Source organism: Ruegeria sp. HKCCD7296, assembly GCF_013110775.1.
Lineage (GTDB): Bacteria > Pseudomonadota > Alphaproteobacteria > Rhodobacterales > Rhodobacteraceae > Ruegeria.
The window spans coordinates 127,961-148,255 of the sequence record NZ_WVRF01000011.1 but is presented as its reverse complement, the minus strand read 5'-3'; the positions used below and the strand labels follow the sequence as shown (position 1 = coordinate 148,255).

Below are 20,295 nucleotides of genomic sequence, written 5' to 3'. Positions count from 1 at the left end.
ACTTGTTTCAACTTGTAAACATCTCGCAAGGCATCCTTAAATGGAGTGGTCATTCAACCAATAGTTTGGTTGTACTTTGTAGCGGTTCGTTTCGCCGTGGGGCGACGATTACACTTATCGCTCTGATGGCTGAGGTCTGCTGCCATGGCGCGGCCAACGCGCAAACGTCGTCGGTGCGCCCAGAGCCCGTTCCCTGCCCGGACGTCATCACCCAGACTGTGACCGAGATTGAAGGCGAAACCTTCGATTGCGGCATCGTTCGCGTGCCCGCCGACTATGATAACCCGGACGGCAGTCAGATCGAGTTGATGTACGGAGTTTTGCGGTCGACCAGCCTGTCACCCGCAGCCGATCCGATCATCTACCTGCATGGTGGACCCGGCGGCGGTGAACTGGCCAGTTTGACGAACACGCTCGCGGAACGACTGGCAACCTTGCGCGCCCGACGCGATATCGTTGTCTTCGATCAGCGCGGATCGGGCTTCTCCCCGGGGGAGATCGAGTGCAACGAGGTTTTCGCAGCCAACAGCGATGCGGCCTTCGCCGCCGCCGGAGAAATTGCCGAAGCATCGGGGATGAACCCGGGCGCCGCGGCTGGCAAGTACCTTATCCCCCTGTGCGCGGCTCACCTTAATGAACAAGGCGTGGACCTGTCGCAGTACAACACGGTCACCAATGCCCGCGATGTCGTCCACGTGGCCGAGGCGCTGGGGTTCGACAGTTTCAACCTCTACGGTCATTCCTACGGCACACGTCTTGGGCTGGAGGTTCTGCGGCAGAACCCGCCGGGTCTGCGCGCGATCCTCCTCGACTCTGTGCTGCCGACAGATGTGGCCTGGCGCGAGCGACTTCCCGAAACCAATGAGGAAGCGTTCCTCGGCATCTACGGGATGTGTCTTTCCGATCCAACCTGCGCCGAGGCTTATCCCGATCTCGTTGAAACGCTCAACGGAGTATTCACGGCCCTTTCCGCACAGCCATTGACCACCGAGAGCGGATTACCGGTCACAGCAGCGAGCCTGGAACAGTTGATCCTTTCGTCGGCCAACCAAGCGGGTGGTGAGTGGCGGGTTCGGTACCTGCCGCGCATGATCCACGACCTAGCGCAAGGCGACCCTGCGCTCTTCGAAGCCCTTTCCCTCATGCGTTATGCAGAAGCGGAAACTGCTTCCCCGCCAGCATTTCAACTAGACGTGTCAAGTATTCCGGCGCGCCTGATGCTCAATCGGGCCAACGCACTTGTATCTCAAAGCGATGCACTCCGGCAAAGCGCCGAGACTCTGGCCCGGCAGGCCCAGGACATGGCAAGCGAGGCCGACGAGTCACTGGCGGCGGTGTTCCTGCGTACACTCAGCGAGCTCGAGGATGTTCCGTACAGCACAACACTCGATGACACCTATGCAGCAGACCGCGTCGCGTTGCCCCTGCGCCCCGCAACGCCCGTCGAACTCGGGCAGTTCGTGGGCCGACACTTCTCCGGGATCGATGCAGAGATCCTGACATCGCTCGTGGGGCAAATGACGCCGGACGACATTTCCGAGATCTTTCGCCGACTGCGGAATCTGGACCGCTTCAGCGAGCAGCTCCACGAACTGGCCTTCGCACTGCGCATGTTCACCTGCAATGACTCTGTCCCCTTCAACAGCGCGGAACGCGTCCGCGAGCGCATCGAAAGCTATCGCATCCCGGGGCTGACAGTGCGGGAGGCGCGCACGATGGCCTACGAGCTCGGTGCCTGTGACGGGTTTCCGACTGGCACCCTTGGAGAGGACTTCCATGCACCGGTCACCGGCGATGGGTCCCTTCCTGCCATGGTTTTCACCGGAACGAACGACATCCAGACCGCGACGTCCTGGTCGGAACAGGCCGCCGACAATCTGGTCGGATCACAGTTCGTGCGCTTCCCGAATACAGGACACGGTGCAACCTTGTTCTCGCAATGTGCAAGAGATGTAGCTGGCGCTTTCTTCGATCAACCTGACACTGCAGTTAACGCTGGGTGTGCCTCGGGCTTGGTGCCGAATTTCGCGCTGCGCGACGAACCGCTGCCCTAGGTGAACAACAGCCCACTATTTGCAACAAGGATGATCCGGACTTCGGCATTGATCGAGCAAGCTTTGCCTCAGCCGCCGACACCCAATGGCAATTGATGGCGACGCAGGCCACGCCGACGATTAAGGAGCGGTAGTGGATGAGCGTCAACGAGCGACGCTGGTCAGCCTAGCTGAAGTTTGCACCAGCACAACAATCAATGAACACAAGCTACACACGCGTCTCTGTAATCAAGTGAAAATACGACACAATCGTCAGCATCCATTACTGGAAAGACTACAAAGCAAAGTTTAATAGCCGCTTCAAAGCGCGTTTCGGACATTTGTGCGAACCGCAGCATCCGGCACTTTGGGCTCGCATTCGACCTTCGCTGCTTCCCGCGCCTATGACTGTTCGCAGCCCGAAGCGGACATTCAAAACAAGACCCTGCGAATGTGGCTTCGCGGGACGAAGCGGACTTACGAGGTTCGCAAGATTCTGAGATCGCCCTCAGTCCAGTTGGGATCGACAACGCCAAGGTGAACTGGGCTTCAACTTGAGAATCTATGAGGGCGTGACATCGCCCCCAATACCGAGAAATGCAGCTTCCATTAGTTCGTTTTCACGCTGCACGTTTTGATCCCTAGAGCGGAGTAGATCGGGCAAACGCCAAATAGACCTGTGATGAGTGGGATGATGCCAATAAGCCCCCACATCGTCTGAGGACCGACAAAGATCAAAGACAGCAGCACAAGGCCGAGAATGATACGCAGTGAGCGATCAAGTGTTCCTTCATTTCTGGACATCATTAAATCCTCCTTGGTTGATTGATGCCCAATTCTAACCTTTTGCGTCGTCGACAGACGGTGACAGAGTCACCGTTAACTTGCGGCAACATGTTCCAGTTCCTTGCGATCAAGTATGGCGATGCCGTCCTCATGCTGCTTTACCCAGCCTTTCTTTGCGAACGCCGCCAATCTGCGAGTAACGTAGGCGCGACCTGAGGCTGTTTCGCTTGCGAGTTCGGAGTGGGTTGCCTTCACCCTGCTGTCTGAAGAGGCAAGCCTTATCAACGCCTTGGCGAGCCGCGCATCGAAGTTCGTAAGCGCCACATCTTCAATCAACTGCTGGTACTCCGAAAACCGCGAGGAAACGGACAACATAATCATATCTCGGAACTCAGCGTCCTCGGCGAGCTTTTTTCGAAACTCGTGCGCTAGCACGAGTTGCCCGGTCAGGTCGGTCTCTGCAACACCTTCGGCGCCGTAGGCCTCGTCCTTTATCAGGCATGACAAAGTCTGGAGGCATACATCGCCCGGCGTGACACGATAAAGGACCACTTCGCGTCCGCTCGGGCCTGTAAGCGTTACACGAATTGATCCCTCTGACAGAATGATGAAGCCTGGACATGCTTGACCTGGTTGAAAGACTGTTGCGCCCCGTGACGCGGCAAAACTGCGGAGGATACTCATTCTCGCAAATCTCCCAAATTCCCGAAGATTAGAAACTTGTGAATCGATCAATTCAAGCCGGATCGCCTTAGATTCTTCTCGTGTGCAGTTTGGGCTCAGTTTTGCCGTTCTCCGTAGCAATCATAGTTGATTGGAGTAGCCTAATGCGAACGTTTCCGACTGGGCTTTGCAAACTTGGAAAGTCAAAAATTTAGGAACTCGAAAGTCTCAGTTGCCCAAAATCACTTAGCTAGCGCTTCCGATATGCGTTCGACTAGTGCCTTCTGAACTACAGCAAACCTTGGAGTTTTCGAGATTTCTTCTAACGTTGCGACCCACAGCGGAACCTCGATCTTAGGATTCACGTCCTGTGACCGTTTAAGGCGGGTATCCACGTCGCCAAAAAATGACGGCAGAAAGGTTTTACCAGCTCCCGAGGCCGCCATCTGCTGTAGCACCAGAAAACTGTCTGCTCCATTGGTCATTTCGTCGGCGCTTACATTCTGCGCCAGCCATTTGGCAGGAAGTGAACGACTCAACGCCCCGTCTAGCCTCATCCACCTGCGATTGGGGCTACCATCGTCAAAGACACCGAAGGACAGCGTTCCTGCACGCTCCCCGATCAGCCCTTCCCCGAGCTTTATCGAAGGGCGCACAGCAATGTCTGCTGTTAGTCGGGAAAGATCATGGTGGCTGTTCTGGCTTAGCAGAGTCAGGTTCAAACCTGGGTAAAGGCGTGAGATTTCGTTGAGTATTCTAGGGAGAACAATCTGACAAAGACTATCGGTAGACGTAATTCGCACGTGACCTATAGGAGACCGGTTTGCCCCGACAACCGCTCGCTCCACCGACAGCACTGCGTCTTCGACGCTTTCCATTGCAGAAAAGATCGCACTAGCTTCGGGCAGAACGGAATATCCTGACGGGTTTTTTTGAAAAATCCGGCAGCCATTGCGCTCTTCGAAAGCGGCCACTCTGCGCAAGACTGTGGCGTGCGTGACGCCCATGACCGTTGCGGCTGCATTAAGTGAGCCGTATTTGCTTACCGCCAGCGCGTATCGAATGTCGTCCCAGTTTTCGTTGTTCATAAATTAACAAGAGACGACCAATAACAAACAATTACAAGAAAATTCGTTCAAGCTAACATTCGGAGCATTGAACAGGGAGACACATCATGATGAAGCAGTTCTCAATCTTCGCAGCGGGTCTTTTGTCATTGACCGCAATTGGCACAGCCATCGCCCACGAAAGTGAAAACCCGGCTGTGAAAGCTCGAACCTCAATCATGCAGCTCTATGCCTTCAATCTTGGTACGCTTGGCGGCATGGCCAAAGGCGAGGTGGATTATGACGCCAAGGCCGCAACACGGGCTGCAAACAACCTTGTTGTGCTAACGCAGATCGACCAATCCGCGATGTGGCCCCAGGGATCTGACAATGTGTCCGATCCGTCCACCCGAGCGCTGCCGGCAATCTGGGAAAACTTCCCTGACGTTGGTGCGAAAGGGCAAGCCATGGCAGACGCAGCTGTTGCGATGCAGGCTGCGGCCGGACAAGATGTTGATGCCCTGAAAGCTGCGATGGGCAATCTGGGCGGAAGCTGTTCGGCATGTCACAAAGCGTACAGAGCACCGAAAGACTAATTGGCAGATAGTTGTGAAACGGTTTTTCCTTTTCACTGCTTTCGTTGCACTTTTGGTTGGGTTGGCCGGTTTGGTGCTGACCCGACCACAAAGAATGGATCGATCTCAACTTGACGGTTTGAACCCAGATCTCGCCAGAGGTGAAATCGTTTTCCACGCCGCAGGATGCGCATCCTGTCATTCAGCGCCGGACGCGGTTGGTGAAGAAAAGCTCATGCTCTCTGGTGGTCGCCGGTTTGAGACGGAGTTTGGCACGTTCATCGCCCCCAACATTTCCAGTCACCCAGAAGTTGGTATTGGGTTCTGGTCTGCCCTTGATCTGGCCAACGCCTTGATCCATGGGACCGGAGCCGAAGGGCAGCACTATTTTCCAGCGTTTCCCTACACATCTTACACCAACATGTCAGCGGATGACATCGTTTCGCTTCAAGCATTCCTCAGCACTCTGCCACCAGCCACAACTGCAAGCGTTCCGCATGAGGTTCACTTTCCCTTCAACATTCGACGCGGACTGGGGGGATGGAAGCTTTTGTTCATGTCGCCAGGTTGGGTAGTCCAAGGTGATCTGACCAACCAACAAAGGCAAGGCCGGTATCTGGTGGAGGCGTTGGGTCACTGCGCCGAATGCCACACGCCGCGAAATGGCTTAGGTGGTCTGAAACGAGACCTTTGGCTGACAGGTGCACCAAATCCAAACGGGAAAGGTCGCATCCCCGGCCTTACCTCAGACCAGCTTGATTGGTCCGAGGCTGACATCGCCGAGTACTTGAAATCCGGCTTCACGCCGGACTATGACAGCGCAGGTGGCGAGATGGTGGAGGTCATCGAGAACACATCACGCCTCACGGATGAGGATCGTTTGGCGATTGCCGCGTATCTCAAAGCTGTTCCCGTTTCGTCGACGCGGCTTCCATCTGAGTAACAGTCGTTTGGCGCCATGCCGCGGGGATCTGATGCTGTCGCCGGTAGGAAGCCGTAAGGCCTATTCCCTTTTCATCAAACACCTGTTTTAGGTTTTGAACGTCGGAGCTCACCAAACAACCGAGTTTCTGTTCATGATTGACTGAGGGTCGTGGCCAAATGACACAAAAAATCGCTCTTTGGTCCATTCCGATATCCATTGCCGTACTGGCTCTGAAACTTCTCGCTTGGTGGCTGACAGGCTCGGTCGCGTTGTTGTCGGACGCAATGGAATCTACCGTGAATGTCGTTGCGGCGTTGCTGGCATACTTTGCGGTTCGGGTTGCCAATAAACCCCCTGATGAAAACCACCCCTTTGGTCACAAAAAGGCCGAGTATCTTTCCGCTGTCGTCGAGGGCGTACTGATTGTGCTGGCGGCGTTCTTGATCATCAGAGAAGCTGTATTGGCACTCCCAAACCCGCATCTTGAGGATGCGCCGCTTCTTGGAATCGTCGTCAACGTCGTTGCAACGGGCGTGAATGGCGCATGGGCCTGCCTATTGCTCAAAATCGGCAGGCGCGAGGGTTCGCCTGCATTGGAGGCAAGCTCCCGGCACATTTTTACAGATGTCATGACTTCAGTTGGTGTCATCGCAGGTCTGATACTGGCGCTTGCCACCGGCTGGTTGATCCTCGACCCAATCTTGGCAATTCTTGTTGCGCTGAACATCTTGTGGGAGGGCTGGAAAGTTATTCGGGCGTCCGTCGATGGCCTCATGGATGCGACCCTTTCGGATCATGACTTGCAGACCGTTTCTAATGCAATCGAAGCAAATCTCGGCGCAGCCTTAGAGTACCACGACCTCAAAGGGCGCAGGTCCGCAAATGTCATCTTCGTGGAGTTTCATCTTGTTGTGGACGGCACGATGCCAGTCAGCGCGGCACACGATATATGCAACGACATCGAGGAAGAATTGGAGCGTTTGTACCCGGGTTCGGTCTTTGTCATTCATCTCGAACCTGATGACGAATTGAAGGGTGACGGAGTTAGATCCCACTAAACTGGTCATTTGGCTCTACAAAAACACTATCGGCTTGACTGATCTGATTAAGACGTTCGGCTTGAAATTCGTCAGACTTAAGCCCGATGTGGGACAGCCGAACCAGAAGTAACCTGTCTCCAACGTCACGAAACGTGATGCTCAGAATTGGAGGCGAAAATGAAAATTCAAAGAAAGCTGGGTCAACTTCTTAGTACAGCGGCGTTGGCTTCGTTGATTGCGGCGACGCCTTATGTGCCAGCGTTTGATGCCGATGGTCGCCTACACTTTGAACCGTCATATGCCTTTGCCAAGAGCGGCAGGGGAAGCGACGGGGATGGTCGCGACGACAGAGATGATGACCGAGACGACAACTCAGGGTCCGGTAGCAGCGGCCGAGACGATGACCGGGATGATGATCGTGATGACGATAGAGATGATGATCGCGACGACGACAGAGATGATGACCGTGATGACAATTCGGGGTCAGGAAAAAGTGGTCGCGACGACGATGATGATGACGATGATGATGACGATGATGACTCCAAACGTTCCAATGAAGCTAGCGGAAAGAAGGATCGGTCTCAAGCAGGGGGCAAACCGTCGGGTTCGGCGGGGATAACGAAGGTCGAAACAAGCGCTAACGGCATTGAAGTGCGTTACGCCGACGGAACCAAGGAAGAGATCGAAAACGGTCGGTATGAGAGAAAGAATGCTCAGAACCGAACCGTTGAGGAGCGCCCCGCGACTGGCGCTGACGTCTCTAGGCTTCGGTCTCTAGCGAATGGTATCTCAATCGACAGCGTGCGTTCCTCTGGGCAAGGCGGCACTGCCGGAAGTCGGCCCACGAAAGTGGAAATCCAAGGCAACAACATCGAAGTTAACTATGCCAATGGTTGGAAGGAAGAGATCGAGTTCGGGCGCTACGAGTTGAAAGACCCGTACAACCGGACTGTTGTTGAGAGAAACGCAACGGCATCTGATCGCCGGAGGCTACAGGCGGTTGCTAACTGAACAGCAACTCCAGTCGAAGATTCGTTGGCGGCTTCTCTTGGTGAGGGCCGCCATCGTCTTGAAAGAAAAAGAAGTTATTCTGCTTTGTTCCATACATCATGGGCTATGATTGCAGCCTCTACCCGATTTCGCGCATGAAGCTTGGACAGGATTGCCGTCATGTAGTGCTTCACGGTCTTTTCCTGAAGGTCTAACTCGTCAGCGATTTCACGATTGCTCAGTCCTTTGGCCACGCGTCGAAGTATTTCTTCCTCACGATGCGTAAGGTCATCGAGAATGCTGCTGTTAATAGACATGCCGGTGTCAGCATTGATTTGCAGCAATACCCGCGAGGCCAAGCCCGGAGAAACGAACCCTTCACCTGCGGCGATGCTGCGTAAGGAAGCGGTTAGTTCGCTCGCGGTTACTCCCTTCACAATGTACCCAATAGCGCCCGCCTCCAAGGCGTCCGCGACATCGCTGCTGTTCTCTGAGACCGTCAAGATTGCAATGACGGGTGGATTTTCCATTGCCGCAATTTTACGTGTCGCGCTTATCCCGCCACCGGGCATCGAGAGGTCAAGAATAGCTATGTCCGGCTGATGCGTGCCGACCAGCGACACTGCCTCTTCAGCATTGGAACCGGCAGCCAAAACTTTGAAACCATCAGCTTCATCTAGTGTGCGTCGCAAACCATCCCTGAATATCGGGTGATCATCAGCTATTACGACGGATGTAGTCATGATGTGCCTAACTTTCTGGGAAAGAGTGTCATAGCAATGGTGGTGCCTTCGCCCGGTCTCGATACGACTTCAAACTTGCCGCCAATGCTCTCGACTCGATCTCGCAAGCCCATAAGCCCCTGGCCTCCATCGTCACGCAATGCGGATTCTTCTGACTTTCTAAATCCAGGCCCGTCGTCTTTGACCTTTATAATTATGCGGTCGGTTTGCACCTCAGAAGTAACAGTGCAGTTGGAATCTGGGGCATACCTCGCGGCATTGGAAAGCGTTTCCTGAAGGAACCGAAAAATGCACAGCTTGTCGGACAATGACAACTCTGGGGCCTGGCTACCCAAGAACGAAATCTCCGGTCGCAACGGGCTGTGTTCGGCGTGATCCTCCACTGCTCTCTTCACAACATCGGCGAATGACAGGCTGTCGATATCTGGCGCGGACAGCCCTCGCGATATTGCACGAATTTCAGCAAGAGATTTTTGCAGGGATTGCTGAATTTCCTCTGCCTCTTTAGGTCTTTCGGACCCTTTGGAAAACGCCGCCTCCAGTCTAAGGGCGGCGAGCGACAGGTATTGCGCAGGGCCATCATGTAGCTCAGCTCCAAGATTCTTGAGGAACCGATCTGTTTGCGTGGCATATCTTTCTGACGCCTCGACCACACGCGACCGCAGCAGCGCATTCTGCTCAGCCATCCTCTCACTTTCTGTCAGGCGCTGTTTAAGAAGAGCCCCCTGTCGTCGAATTGTTTTGTCGCCAATTGCAACGATGGAATACAGAACAATCGTACATGCCAGAAATGCGGAACCGACGACCAACCAACTTGTTCGCCTGGCCTGGGCTAAGTCTAACTCAAGCTGATCAGCTCTTTCGTAGAACTCAGCAACTGCGATGATTTCGCCGGACCAGAGTTCGCGGATGGGGCTGTAAACTTCAAGTAATGGTATTCCCAATGCCGCCTCTGCGGCGCTTTCGGCATGATCAAGCTCTTCGAAAGAGCCGGAGATATCACCGCTCCACGCCCGCCTTAAGTCATCTGTTGGATTGAAACTGTTTCCAATGATGTCTGTATCCGAGGCATGCGCAATCACACCGCCTTGCTTCCAGAATTTGTAGGAAACGATGCGGTCACGCATTGGTTGGGTCATAAAAATCTCGTCCAGCGCCAGGCTCGCTTGCTCTGAAAGGCGATCGCCATGTGCCAATTCCTGGCTGAGCGGGGATACTACGCTTTCCATATATAGAGCCGCAGAGTTAGCGGAGTTTTGCACGACTGCGTTCTGGATTCGATTTGACACCCACACCCCGACGATTGCAGTAGCAGTGCCCATCACAACGATGCTGGCCGCAAGAAACACTCGCGACAACGACCAATTGCCAATCGTCAGGTCAGCTACTTTCACTCTCATCGTGAAATCGACTATGAACTACAATCTGTTACCGCACCACAGACCTTGGTCTGACGCGATCTGGCTAAATCTCAGACTCTTTGATTCCGCCCAGCGGCCAGAGTCAGATATCATCCATCGTTCTAAGTCTTTGCAGCATCGGGCATTGAACGTTTCCGCTATCACAATTGGCCGTAAGCTCACTCAAGGCGCGCTCCAAACGTCTGAGCTCATCAATCTTGCTTCGAACGCTGGCAATGTGTGCCTCGGCCAGTTCTTTCACTGATCGGCAGTCTTCGGTACTCCCTTCTGACAGCTCCAAAAGCGCCTTTGCGTCAGATAGAGGAAACCCCAGGTCGCGGCATTTCTTCAAAAACCGAAGTCTACCCACATCGTTTGCTGAATAGAGGCGACGATTGTTCAGAGCTCGTGCGGGTCTTGCCGTGCTTGTCGACGGCTCGATAGAGATAGACCCAGTTGCTTATTACCTTGATGTAAGTCTCCTCCATTCTCCAAGAACGGTCGCACAGTCCCTTTCGTCTGCGCGCAACATCGGCAATTGCACTAGCGTATTTCGTCACCCAACGGTTCAGCGTCGTGTGATCTACCGCAACGCCGCGCTCGGACATGATTTCTTCCAGATCCCGATATGACACGCCGTATCGAAGGTAGAAGAACACAGCAAAGAGGATCACATCCTTGGGATATTGAGCGCCTTTAAAGGAGATCATGAGCTGGCTTTCGGCTGAATTACACCGGCCGCTATTCACTCTCTGTGTTCTTGAGCGTCAATGACAAAAAGTTTGCAACAGATCCTATCTAGGGTCAGGAGCATGGATGTGTCGCAAACTTTTAGAACGGCCCGTGCCAGCGACCTGCCGGACACGACTATCCTGCGATCTCGACAAATTGCAGAAAGCCCGACGTGGTAGTGCTGGGAAATTGCTGCTTGCGGATCGTGTTGGCGACCTCAATGCCGTCCAGAGTAGCCGAGGCGGATCTGAACGGCTTGAACCCGCACATGTGCCGCACGTGTCGTTTGATGAAACTGTGATCCTACTCGATCATTTTGTTTAGATATTTGGACCTGATCGCTTGTACTTTGGCAGAGCATCCGAACCGCTTCAGGATTCTGTTCACTTCTCGACTGCCGGCTGCATTTGCACCACTCTTGTCTATAACGATTTTGTTTGGGATTCCGTTTGACGACAGTGCTTTGGCAAAGAACCTGGTGGCTTCTGGACGATTTCGCCGCTCAGACAGCGTGAAATCAAGAGTGTTTTCCACTTCGTCGACCGCTCGATAGAGATACATCCACTTCCCGCGCACACGAATATTGGTTTCGTCCATGCGCCATGATCTCTTTCAAGTCACGATAAGAAACCGTGTGCCGCAGGTAGAAGTAAACGGCGCACAAAACTGCATCCTTTGGAAAATGACAGCCTTTCAAGGAAATCATGCTGAAACCTGTTGGAGAACAATACGCGGACACCAAAGATCGAAATCTATATGCTCGTTAATCCAGGCCCAAAGTTTGCGACACATCCTTAAGCAATCGTCCACGCAGCAGTTGTTATTTACGCGTTATGAGTCCTGAACCTAGCATCTTCAGCTACCGCCATTATTCCTCGACTCATTCTACAGCAGTGATAACGTTCAATTAGGATCGCTATGCATGCGCAATTTTTAAAATCAATTTGCTAACGAAAGGGATCGCCATGTCGAATATTGCCGGTAAAGCCTATGCAATGAATGTGGTCACGCCCAGCAATCCAAGAATAACCTGGATCAACCGCTTGCTGTTCATGGCGGCACGCGGAGTTCCATCAAATTTGCTTGGACTGCTAGGGCTGTCACTTATTCACTTCGCCCGCTGGGTAATCATCAAACCCAAGGACTGGCCCGATCTCGGCCAAGGTAAAGAGCAGGTAGAAGACGACTATGTGCTTTTCTGCTCAAACTTCAACGGAACATGGGACCAGTATATCGATGCCTTTTCCGACGGTATCCCGTCAGGTCTTGACCTGTTCTGGTTTTCCTCGATCAAGTACCCCAAGTCGATCCCGATTACGCCGTTCAAGAACTACATCACCTACAACCAGATCGATACCGACTATTACTACAACGCCACGCCCGGCTCTGCCCAACGTGACATCAAGACCAGCCTGCTGATCTATGACCAACTGCGCGACCTTACTGAAAAACATGGAAGATCTTCCCCCGAAGAATTCGCCGATGCCTACCGCGACGCCGCTTATGTTATGCAAAAGGGCCTTGGTGATCCTGGCTTCGGACCCGTCGCGAGCCTCGATACCGAACGTGCGGACGTTAATCGTGAGAAATTCGTCAACAAGGCACAATCCGGCTTTGACACCCTACGCGCTTCAGCCAAAGCCGCTCCAAAGCCACAGGGAGATCGCTGATGCCCGACCTCGATTCCGGCCATATTTTCCTGACCACGCTTGCCCCGATCAAACCCGGTGCCCCAAAGGACGATCCTCAAACCTCTTTCGAGCAACGCGCTCGCATCGCGCTTGCCGAATTGCCCACAGCTCATCAGTCACCGGCCACCGAACATACCAAATTCAACAGCCCCTTTGCCCGTAACACCCGCAACCACTTGGCGCGTATGTTTGTGCTTAGCGATGTGGTCTATAACGGACGCAACACGCAAAATACGTTGGTCGCCCGCCTTAGGCGTAGCCCTCCCCCGATCATTCCCCAGCATGTGGATGAACTGAAAACGCCCTATTTGGTATTCTGCGCGGATGTGGACGCGGTTTTGAAAGATGGCGATCGGCTACCCACCACTCTGAGCGCCGAACAACAACGCGAAGTGCGCGCTTCATATGCAGGCGAGCTCTGGAGAACAATGGAAGAAGAGCTTCGTGCGGTGTACTCTAACTGCTACGGCTTCGAACACGTCAATTCGGCAGAGCAGTTCGGGGATTACCTCGACAAATGCCATGTCGAAACTACGATGCCGTTCCATGATTACTACCTGGAGCTGCCAGAATTCCACAATCTGCCACTTACGCAACTGATCATCGGCGCGGTTGCCCCGCTGGCGATCGGTCTGTTCTCGCTAGTGCTCTGGCTCTTCGGTATCGCAACCGTGCCATTCTTGGGTCTTTCCAGCCTTGCCACTGGTCTCTTCGCGATTCTGCTTGGACTTGTTCTTGCAGTGATCTTCATTCGCTACGCCATCCAAAACGGTGAAAAACCCTTAGCCCCGGCCAAGTATGACGATCTACCTTCAGTTCTGAAGGCGCTCTATTTACAACAGAAATTCGCTGACTTCTTTGTCGAAAACCAGGCCAAGTCCGATACAGATCTGTACGCGGCTTTTGGCGACTTCATGTCAGAGCACGAACCTCTGAACACCAGAGTCAAAACGCAAAAACCAGGCGTCATTTCCTCGACCCACCCCGGCAATGTGAATTCTTAAAGACATGAGCACGACATGACACGCAATCTTAATCTCAATGACATTCAGGGGAACGTCATCCGCGCCTATGGCCGCCATTCCTTCCCCTTTGCCCGCTATGTATTTTTTCATTTCCCCAACCCCGCGGCCGGGCGCGCATTCCTTGAAGAAGTTCGCCAAAAGGTCACAACCGCTGTCCGCTGGAATGAAAAAAACCTAAAGCCGACCTGCACCACAAATATCGCCCTTACCTTTCCCGGAATGCTTGCCCTGCAATTGCCCGTGCGCACACTGCAGGCAATGCCAGCCGAATTCATCGAGGGCATGCGCCAGCGGGCGTTTATTCTTGGTGACCGCGACCAGACCAAGGTCGAAGATGCCAAAGACCAAAGTTGGTTAAAGCACTGGGACCCGATCTGGCAGAAAAGCCGCGCCCCTGGCACTTTGGGTTTTGGCGATGACGACGTACATGTGCTGGTCACTCTGAATGTGCAGAGCAAAAGCAAAACCGACCTTGCAACCCCACATCCTGAGCTGGAAGAGCGCACAGATTGGTTGCTCAAGGCCGCCAAAAAATGCGGCGTAACTCACCTGACCGGTGTCGGTGCCGAGGGCGACCAGCCTTATCAGGATGCCTCAGCCGTCTTTGAAGAGATCGGTGGCGCGATCCTTCCCACCCCAAAGGAACATTTTGGTTTCACCGACGGTATTGGCAATCCGGTCTTCGAAGGCCAACTGCGCGCCGAGGACGAAAAATCTGCCGTCATCGGGCGCGGTAAGTTGATGGGAAATGGCTGGGAACCATTGGCCACCGGAGAGTTTATCCTTGGCCATCCAGACGAAAGCCAGGAACTTGCCCCCACCGCCACACCTCCTGAATTCATGCGAAATGGCACGTTCTTCGCCTTTCGAAAATTGCACGAAAATGTCGGTTCTTTCGATGCCGTCGTCGCCGAGGAGGCCGAACAATATGCCAAGGTGATGAACGTTCCCATCGAAGAAGCCAAGGAAACCCTACGCGCCAAAATGTGCGGGCGGTGGTCCGATGGCGTACCGCTCTCGAAGGTGCCCACCTATGACGAATGGGTCGCCTTTGGCGAAAAGATGGGCTTCCGGGGTGAGGGTGTCGACCCGATCGAAGGTTACAAGAAAAACCTCGCCTATATTGCGTCTCCAGAGGCACGGGATTTCCGCTACGGCGATGACATGACGGGCTTCAAATGCCCAGGCGGTGCCCATATGCGCCGCATGAACACCCGCGACTATCTCGACCCGCTGAACAAGGGCGGCATTGACGAAACCACGGGCAAACCTTTCGAAAACCCCGAAGCCACCAGCGCTCTCAACAAACGCCGCCGCATTCTGCGGCGCGGTCTGCCTTATGGGCCACATAATTTTGAACATAAGGACGATGATACCGAACAAGGCGTGATCATGATCATCATGGGGGCCAGCTTGTTCCGGCAGTTCGAGTTCATACAGCAACAGTGGATTCAATACGGGCTCGATTTCCATCAGGGCAACAACACTTGTCCACTTCTTGGAAATCACGACCACCACACACGCCACACGATTCCGTCCGACCCGAGTTCCAACAAACCGCCTTATGTTATGAGTAAGCTCAAAACCTTCGTGGAATGCCGCGGAGGTGACTATTTCTTTGTGCCTTCCATGACCGCGCTGCGAATGATGGCCATGGGCATTGTTGATCCCACCTGATCGGAGCATCAGTGCATGATTACCGCCATTGCCAACATCTTCCTCAGCATCCTTCAACGCCTCGTCTTGTGGGGCGAGGGGCTTCTTTCCTTCGCCTGCCTACTGCCGGGCTGCCTTGGATCGCTTATGTCCGGCGGAATCGGCGTTTACCTACAAAAGCCAGCGTCCCAGCGCCGCGTCTTTGCCGTATTGCGCGCCTTCTGGCCTAATCTTACGTTCAACCGCGTGCTGATGAAATGCTACGAAAACACCGGCACTGCTATTGTCACCCGCCGCGCCGATTGTCTTGATGTGCTGAACCGCAACGAAGATTTTGAAGTCGTTTACGGTTCGCGCATGCGTAAACTGACCGAAGGCGAAAACTTCTTTCTCGGGATGCAGCCGGGCTGGGACTATACCCGCGACACGTCCGCCATGCGCCTTGCCGCGCGGATGAGCGATGTGGCTCAGATCGTGCAACCCCGCGCCGCAGATCTTGCCAACCGTATCATCGCACAATGCAAGGGCAAGATCGACATCGTCCCATCCCTCACGCTCGAAGTGCCTTGGGACATGACTGAAACCTATTTTGGCTGCGGTGCAAAGCCCGCGCAAATGCAGGAATGGACATCCAACCTGTTCTGGTACCTGTTCCAGGACCTTGGAGCTGACGCTGCGGGTGAAGCTCGTGCGCTGGCACAAGCCGATCTCCTGCGTGCCTACCTTGATGCACATATCGCGGAACGCAAGGCCAACCCTACCGAAACTCCGGACATCCTCAATCGTTGCCTTGCGCTACAATCCTCGGATACGCCGGGGATGAGCGATCTGGGCATCCGCAACAACCTACTCGGCCTTTTGATCGGTGCCATTCCCACCATCTCAAAGGCCAGCTGTCTCGCACTCGATGAGCTACTTAACCGACCCGAAGTGCTCGTCTCAGCCCGACGCGCCGCACGCGCTGACGACGACGCGCTTCTTGCCCAACACATTTGGGAGGCACTACGCTTCAATCCGTTCAACCCAGTGATCTACCGCCGAGCCTTGCACGATACCGAGATCGCACCGTCTACCCTGCGTCGCGCCAAAATCCGCAAAGGCCAGATCGTTTTCGCCGCGAACGCATCAGCCTGTTTTGACCGCCTTGACATACCAGCCCCCAACGAGTTCCGCACTGACCGCCCATGGAAGGATTACATCATCTGGGGTTACGGCATGCACCGCTGCTTTGGTGATACCATCAATCAGGCGATCATCCCTGCCATCTTGAAACCGCTTCTGATCCAAAAAAACCTGCGCCGTGCGCCCGGCGCTGCCGGACAGATCCAACCAGGTATCGCCGGGTTCCCCGGCCATTTCCATCTAGAATTCGATACCTGAAGGGGGCAACAACATCGAAACCACTACTCGGCTGTTCTCCGGGGTTGACCTTGAGAGTTGGGTTGCCAACGCAGGGTTTTGATTTTCCAGTTTCCGAATTTAGAAAAGGTGGCATGGAAATCCAATTGCTCAGAACCTTTCAGGCGTGGTGATGGGTGTTCTGATCCACACCCCATACTGCGGCCCAACTTTAGAAGGGTGAGAGTGGAGGAACTGATGTCGCGTCAATCATGACTGTTTTCTCTTCTCTATGCTCGGCGGCAAAGCCGGCCACTTTGCGCGCGCGAAGATGCCTTTCTCGCTTCACATGCCCAAGCTTTGCTGAACGAACTGTCGGCGAGCCCGGAACCCGGCCCCGAATGACCCACCTGCCATCTACCGCTGAACATGATGCGGTTCTCGAATTGCTGAAGGCCGAAATTCATGACGGCATCAAAATGTGGACCCCACTTCAGACAGAGAGGAAGAAATTGCGGCCAAGCCAGACTCACTGTCACTCTTCCGGTGTGGTCTTCCACTCATAGATTTCTGGTGTATCGGCAGACACTCATTACCTAGCATTCCGCCGACGGCCTTGGCGATCGCTCAGGTGGAACGTTGGGTCAACAACGGGACTTCAAAATACCTATGGCTTCATCAAAAGTTTTGATGTTTTCCTCCGCCCGGGCGGTGAGATGCGCGCCCTCGAGCAATGCCAGAGCGGCGCGGGCCTCGGATGCCGGGTTGGTCACGCCCGAGATCGTTTTATCCTTCTGGCCAAGTTCAAAGATCGACTGAATCCGCTGGACCATCATGGCCCTGAAAGCTCGGATTTTTTCGATAACTTCATCAGACAGGCTTTCGCGACTACTGATCAGCGAGACACACAGGCAAAGTGTTTTACCATCGTTGAGTGCATCCCGGTAAAGCTGGACAAGAGCCTGAAGGCGTTCAGATCCAGTTTCATACTTATCCTCAATCTTCTGGCATTCGCGTTCAAGTACAGTGTGATAGCGGTCCATCAACGCTGCGGACAGATTGGCCTTAGTAGGAAAGTGATAGTGAATCGAAGCTTTGCGAATACCAACTGCTTCTGCCAGGTCAGCATAGCTAAACCCGTCAAACCCTCGCGCGCGTGCTGCATGTTCAGCAAAATCCAGTAACGCAGTTTTGGTATCCGACATGCTTTCAAACCTTTTCTTCAGCGATCAGGGCAAACGCGTTTTCCGCTGCTTCCAGGGCACCCTCGATATAGCCTCCGAAATGCGACGCCACCTCGGTTCCGGCGAATATCAGGCGATTTCCCCAAATCTGCGTCAAAGCCTGTGGCAATCCATATGACGGATGTGCGTATAGCGGTAGTTGATCCTCTTCGGTAGAGGTGAAGCGATCATAGGCCCAGTCCTTGATCAGCAGTGTTTCCGGTTTTGCGGCGTTGGGTCCGAACAGGTTGGTCAATTGGTCTTGCACGGCTTGTCGCAAGCGGCGCTGATCCCGGCGGGCGTGAGGTGGTATTCCGATAAAACCAAACAGGGCATACGGGCCGCTTTCGTCAGGCGAAGCATCGTGTATCTCGACCATTGGCCCACGGCGGCTCATGGTGTCGCCGGACAAGCCGGCTTCGCGCCAGAATGGTCGGTCATAGATGGCAATAGCCTTTGCCTGGCCTGCCATCCACGTGGGAACGTCCTTCATCGCGGTAAGCGTTTCCCGCGGTAGAGAAGGGGAATAGGTGATCTGGCTGGCCACACGGGGCGGCAGGGCCAATACCACCTTTTTGGCCTGGAATTCCTGCCCCGACTCTGTGTTTGCCGTTATTCCCTTGTGGGTCTGCGCCAGCGACACAACGGGTGAGGACAAAACCACGCGGGCCTTGGGCAGTTGGGCTGCCAACGCGTCGGTCAGTGCACTCAAACCGCCCTTGAGACGATATGACCCTTCCATAGACGCAAAGCCTCGACCGCGCTCGACGCGTCCATTTTCATCTTCAAAGCTGAGCGCGCCCATTGAGTATTGTTCGAACAGCGTCAACCCCAACTGGCTGATCAGCGCCGCAATCCGGGGTTGGCCGGGCCAAAACCAGGCGGGTCCTACATCGAAGTAACCTTTGCCGACCCGTTGGGTTAGAATGCGTCCGCCGGGTCGGTCCCGCGCCTCGACAAGCAAAAAGTCGCGACCCTCTTCGGCCATCCGCACCGCGAGCGACAAGCCCGACAGGCCAGCGCCAATGATCAACGTCTCAGTTTGCATATGTCAAAACCCCTCCGAAGCAGGTCGTAGGTCCAGCTCATGTGTCCAGGTCGATTGCGGCTGATGTGCAAGTTGCCAGTACGCCTCGGCAATCTCGCCGGGTTTGATCATTTTCGCCGGATCGAGACTATGCAAATCACGAGAACGAGGTGTATCGATGATACCGTCCACTATCACATGAGCGACATGCACGCCGGCTGGTTGATATTCTCGCGCGAGTGATTGCGTCAGCCCGCGCAAAGCGAACTTGGCGGACGCGAAAGCCGAAAAACGCGGGCCACCCCGCAGCGATGCAGTCGCTCCAGACACGATCAGCGTACCACCGCCGCCACGCACCATGGGTTGCAGCACGCATTGCCCAAGGACCACTAGCGATTGCACCATTGATGTCCAAGCCCGCTGATAATCCTTTAATGTGGTTTCGGGAAAGGGTGCGATCACCAGTTCAGCAGTATTGTGGACCACGATTTTTGGCGGGCCATAGGTCGCTATCAGATCCGCGATGGTTGGGCCGACAGCCTCAGGGTCGCTCAGATCAAGTTCATGAAAAGTGCCGACTGGGCTTTCCGGTCGACTTCGGCCGAGGCCAACGGCGGTCATGCCGCCAGCTTGAAATCGGGAAAGGAGAGACTGGCCGAGGCCAGCCCCAGCACCTGCGACAAGCGCCAGTGGATTAGCGGATTTCATATGCTACACCGCCGGTGGTTGGGCAAAGGGAAGGTGCCCGGTTTTCATCCAGACCTTTGCGCCTTCTGGTCCAGCTACGGCGGAAAGAGCTTCACCCTCGGGTAGGCGCAACCAACCGTTTTTCCCCAAAACGTCACCCCCGGTTGTGATTGAGCCGTCGATGACCAAAAGCTCGATCCCTCCCGTCGCGTCCGAAGCCAAGGTCGCAGCTGGGTCAAGATGGCTGTACGTTACGATCTCGCGGTCGTCCCTGTGCAGGGTTGCGCTTGCGACACCGTTCACTGGTGAAGCCAACTCTTCAGTCATGGTTTTGCGGAATTGGGTGCGATCTTCCATGTTGAACTGCCAGAGTTTGACGAAGATGGTGCATCCGGGTTCCGAGCCTGGTGTGTGTTCCGTGGTCGGAGGATTTCGCACATAGGTGCCGGCGGGATAGTCGCCGTGTTCGTCTTGAAAGACGCCGTCCAAGACTATGAATTCCTCACCGCCTGTATGGGTGTGGGCCGAAAATTTGCTGCCCGGTGCATAACGCACAATGGTGGTGGCGCGGGCGACTTCGCCACCGATCCTGTCCAGCATGCGCCGGTCCACACCCTTCATAGGCGAGGCCTGCCACTCAATTTGGTCGGAGTGAACAACGACACGGGACGTGAAATCCGAGTTGAGTTCCATGGGGAAAGGTCCTTTCGACTTA

19 protein-coding genes and 2 pseudogenes are annotated in these 20,295 nt (G+C 54.5%); 9 read left to right on the top strand and 12 right to left on the bottom strand.

The annotated features are described in order from the left end of the window. The first annotated feature begins 2 nt into the window (after positions 1 to 2). Positions 3 to 2,054 carry an alpha/beta fold hydrolase gene (locus GS632_RS15270; RefSeq protein WP_171721269.1) on the top strand — a complete coding sequence of 684 codons (2,052 nt, stop codon included), beginning with the start codon at positions 3 to 5 and terminating at the stop codon, positions 2,052 to 2,054. Between the two features lie 588 nt (positions 2,055 to 2,642). Here GS632_RS15270 and GS632_RS15265 read toward each other — a convergent pair. From GS632_RS15265 to GS632_RS15255, 3 genes are all read right to left on the bottom strand, one after another. Continuing rightward, positions 2,643 to 2,837, bottom strand: coding sequence for a DUF2892 domain-containing protein (locus GS632_RS15265; RefSeq protein WP_170702973.1), 195 nt, complete (start codon positions 2,835 to 2,837; stop codon positions 2,643 to 2,645). A gap of 75 nt (positions 2,838 to 2,912) precedes the next feature. Then, the gene (locus GS632_RS15260) at positions 2,913 to 3,503 is read right to left on the bottom strand and encodes a Crp/Fnr family transcriptional regulator (protein ID WP_171237980.1); all 591 of its coding nucleotides are present in this window, start codon (positions 3,501 to 3,503) and stop codon (positions 2,913 to 2,915) included. Positions 3,504 to 3,724: 221 nt separating this feature from the next. After that, positions 3,725 to 4,570, bottom strand: coding sequence for a LysR family transcriptional regulator (locus GS632_RS15255; protein WP_171176295.1), 846 nt, complete (start codon positions 4,568 to 4,570; stop codon positions 3,725 to 3,727). Between the two features lie 86 nt (positions 4,571 to 4,656). Between GS632_RS15255 and GS632_RS15250 the strand changes: the two genes are divergently transcribed. The 4 genes from GS632_RS15250 to GS632_RS22010 all read left to right on the top strand — a co-directional run bounded on the left by GS632_RS15250 (position 4,657) and on the right by GS632_RS22010 (position 8,079). Next, positions 4,657 to 5,124, top strand: coding sequence for a cytochrome c (locus tag GS632_RS15250; protein ID WP_171176297.1), 468 nt, complete (start codon positions 4,657 to 4,659; stop codon positions 5,122 to 5,124). A gap of 13 nt (positions 5,125 to 5,137) precedes the next feature. Beyond that, the gene (locus GS632_RS15245) at positions 5,138 to 6,046 is read left to right on the top strand and encodes a cytochrome c (protein ID WP_348540081.1); all 909 of its coding nucleotides are present in this window, start codon (positions 5,138 to 5,140) and stop codon (positions 6,044 to 6,046) included. Between the two features lie 158 nt (positions 6,047 to 6,204). Continuing rightward, a complete protein-coding gene (locus GS632_RS15240) occupies positions 6,205 to 7,086 on the top strand; it encodes a cation diffusion facilitator family transporter (protein ID WP_171237981.1) in 882 nt (293 codons plus the stop codon). 159 nt (positions 7,087 to 7,245) lie between these two features. Next, positions 7,246 to 8,079, top strand: coding sequence for a hypothetical protein (locus tag GS632_RS22010; RefSeq protein WP_216599088.1), 834 nt, complete (start codon positions 7,246 to 7,248; stop codon positions 8,077 to 8,079). A gap of 74 nt (positions 8,080 to 8,153) precedes the next feature. Here GS632_RS22010 and GS632_RS15230 read toward each other — a convergent pair whose 3' ends face one another. The 5 genes and pseudogenes from GS632_RS15230 to GS632_RS15210 all read right to left on the bottom strand — a co-directional run bounded on the left by GS632_RS15230 (position 8,154) and on the right by GS632_RS15210 (position 11,639). Beyond that, positions 8,154 to 8,801, bottom strand: a complete 648-nt coding sequence (locus GS632_RS15230; protein ID WP_171091450.1) for a response regulator transcription factor — start codon at positions 8,799 to 8,801, stop codon at positions 8,154 to 8,156. After that, on the bottom strand, positions 8,798 to 10,195 hold the full coding sequence (locus GS632_RS22380) for a sensor histidine kinase (protein WP_171721270.1): 1,398 nt from the start codon (positions 10,193 to 10,195) through the stop codon (positions 8,798 to 8,800). The genes GS632_RS15230 and GS632_RS22380 overlap by 4 nt, the downstream gene beginning before the upstream one ends. Before the next feature lie 109 nt (positions 10,196 to 10,304). Further along, positions 10,305 to 10,571: a MerR family DNA-binding protein gene (locus GS632_RS15220; RefSeq protein ID WP_371809897.1), complete on the bottom strand. Its 267-nt coding sequence runs from the start codon at positions 10,569 to 10,571 to the stop codon at positions 10,305 to 10,307. Between the two features lie 37 nt (positions 10,572 to 10,608). Beyond that, positions 10,609 to 10,911: pseudogene (locus GS632_RS15215) on the bottom strand (IS6 family transposase); the annotation flags it as partial. Between the two features lie 157 nt (positions 10,912 to 11,068). Continuing rightward, positions 11,069 to 11,639 (bottom strand): annotated as a pseudogene (locus tag GS632_RS15210) (IS6 family transposase). A gap of 259 nt (positions 11,640 to 11,898) precedes the next feature. On the opposite strand from GS632_RS15210, the gene GS632_RS15205 reads away from it, so the two are divergent. The 4 genes from GS632_RS15205 to GS632_RS15190 are packed head-to-tail and all read left to right on the top strand — an operon-like array spanning position 11,899 to position 16,685. Then, positions 11,899 to 12,603 carry a hypothetical protein gene (locus tag GS632_RS15205; RefSeq protein WP_171176314.1) on the top strand — a complete coding sequence of 235 codons (705 nt, stop codon included), beginning with the start codon at positions 11,899 to 11,901 and terminating at the stop codon, positions 12,601 to 12,603. Next, a complete protein-coding gene (locus GS632_RS15200) occupies positions 12,603 to 13,628 on the top strand; it encodes a phage holin family protein (RefSeq protein WP_171176316.1) in 1,026 nt (341 codons plus the stop codon). The genes GS632_RS15205 and GS632_RS15200 overlap by 1 nt, the downstream gene beginning before the upstream one ends. Positions 13,629 to 13,643: 15 nt before the next feature. Then, entirely contained in the window at positions 13,644 to 15,326 is a 1,683-nt protein-coding gene (locus tag GS632_RS15195) for a peroxidase (RefSeq protein ID WP_171176317.1), read from the top strand. Positions 15,327 to 15,341: 15 nt separating this feature from the next. After that, positions 15,342 to 16,685 carry a cytochrome P450 gene (locus GS632_RS15190; RefSeq protein WP_171721271.1) on the top strand — a complete coding sequence of 448 codons (1,344 nt, stop codon included), beginning with the start codon at positions 15,342 to 15,344 and terminating at the stop codon, positions 16,683 to 16,685. Between the two features lie 602 nt (positions 16,686 to 17,287). Here GS632_RS15190 and GS632_RS15185 read toward each other — a convergent pair. From GS632_RS15185 to GS632_RS15170, 4 genes are read right to left on the bottom strand one after another with little or no spacing between them, the layout of a single operon-like run. Continuing rightward, positions 17,288 to 17,848 carry a TetR/AcrR family transcriptional regulator gene (locus tag GS632_RS15185; protein ID WP_171176321.1) on the bottom strand — a complete coding sequence of 187 codons (561 nt, stop codon included), beginning with the start codon at positions 17,846 to 17,848 and terminating at the stop codon, positions 17,288 to 17,290. A 4-nt stretch (positions 17,849 to 17,852) separates the two neighbouring features. Continuing rightward, entirely contained in the window at positions 17,853 to 18,914 is a 1,062-nt protein-coding gene (locus tag GS632_RS15180) for an NAD(P)/FAD-dependent oxidoreductase (RefSeq protein ID WP_171176323.1), read from the bottom strand. Between the two features lie 3 nt (positions 18,915 to 18,917). After that, positions 18,918 to 19,601, bottom strand: coding sequence for an SDR family NAD(P)-dependent oxidoreductase (locus GS632_RS15175; RefSeq protein ID WP_171176325.1), 684 nt, complete (start codon positions 19,599 to 19,601; stop codon positions 18,918 to 18,920). A 3-nt stretch (positions 19,602 to 19,604) separates the two neighbouring features. Next, positions 19,605 to 20,273 (bottom strand): cupin domain-containing protein, encoded by a 669-nt coding sequence (locus GS632_RS15170; protein WP_171176327.1) that lies wholly within the window; start codon positions 20,271 to 20,273, stop codon positions 19,605 to 19,607. Between the last annotated feature and the right edge of the window lie 22 nt (positions 20,274 to 20,295).